This is a genomic window from Streptomyces sp. SID14478 (assembly GCF_010548525.1).
Classification (GTDB): Bacteria; Actinomycetota; Actinomycetes; order Streptomycetales; family Streptomycetaceae; genus Streptomyces.
Genome location: NZ_JAAGMG010001448.1, coordinates 1 through 944, shown reverse-complemented (window position 1 = coordinate 944; position 944 = coordinate 1). Strand labels below are relative to the sequence as shown.

Genomic DNA, 944 nt, shown 5'->3' with positions numbered 1-944 from the left:
GAGCCTGCGCCGGATGCGGGCCACCGACGGGGCCTGTGACGCCGGGAGCAGGGGCCCGGGGTAGGCGGACGCCGCCGCCGTCACCGCGCCCGAGCCGAGGCGTCGCTCCACCGTCGCCAGGTCCGAGTCGATCGGGGCGGCGAGGCGATAGGGGCGGGACATCAGGACGTCTGGCCCCAACACCCTTCGCAGACGCGCCAGTTCGGCCCGCAGCGTCACCGGGGTCACCGACTCGTCCTCGTACAGGAAGCACAGCAGCTCGTCGCCGGTCAGGCCCTCCGGGTGGCGGGAGAGCAGGACGAGCAGTTCGCTGTGGCGGCGGCTGAGGCGGATCTTGTGTCCGGTGCCCGTGAGCAGCAGGGCCTCGTCGCGGCCGAGCACGCTCAGGTGCAGATCCGGCTCGGCCGTGGGCGGCGGTGCGAGCAGGGCGAGTTGCGACTCGGCGGCGCGGGCGACCGCCTGGACGAACGCGAGACTGTGCGGATGCGCGAGGCCGTCGCCACCGGTGATGTCCACCGCGCCCAGCAGCCGCCCCGTGCGCGGGTCGTGCACCGGCGCCGCCGCGCACGTCCACCGCTGCACCTCGCGGATGTAGTGCTCGGCGGCGAACACCTGCACAGGGCGGTCCACGGCGACCGCCGTCCCCGGCGCGTTCGTGCCCATCGCCGACTCCGACCAGCGGGCGCCCGGCACGAAGTTCATGCCGCCCGCCCGCCGCCGCGTACCGGGATGCCCTTCGACCCACAGCAGTCGGCCCTGCGCGTCGCATACGGCGAGAAGGTGCTCGCCGTCCGTCGCGAACGTGCCCATCAGCTCGCGGAACAGCGGCATCACCCGGGAGAGCGGATGCTCCGCGCGGTACGAGCCGAGGTCGCCGTCGGTCAGCTCCACGGCCGCCGCCGCGTCCGGGCTGACGTGCGCGCCCGCGGAACGACGCCACGACG

The 944-nt window shown here is 74.8% G+C and carries 1 protein-coding gene; it reads right to left on the bottom strand.

The features are described 5' to 3' along the window. Positions 1 to 944, bottom strand: a 944-nt coding sequence (locus G3I40_RS45350; protein ID WP_164560611.1) for a GAF domain-containing protein, incomplete at both ends; no start/stop codon positions are given.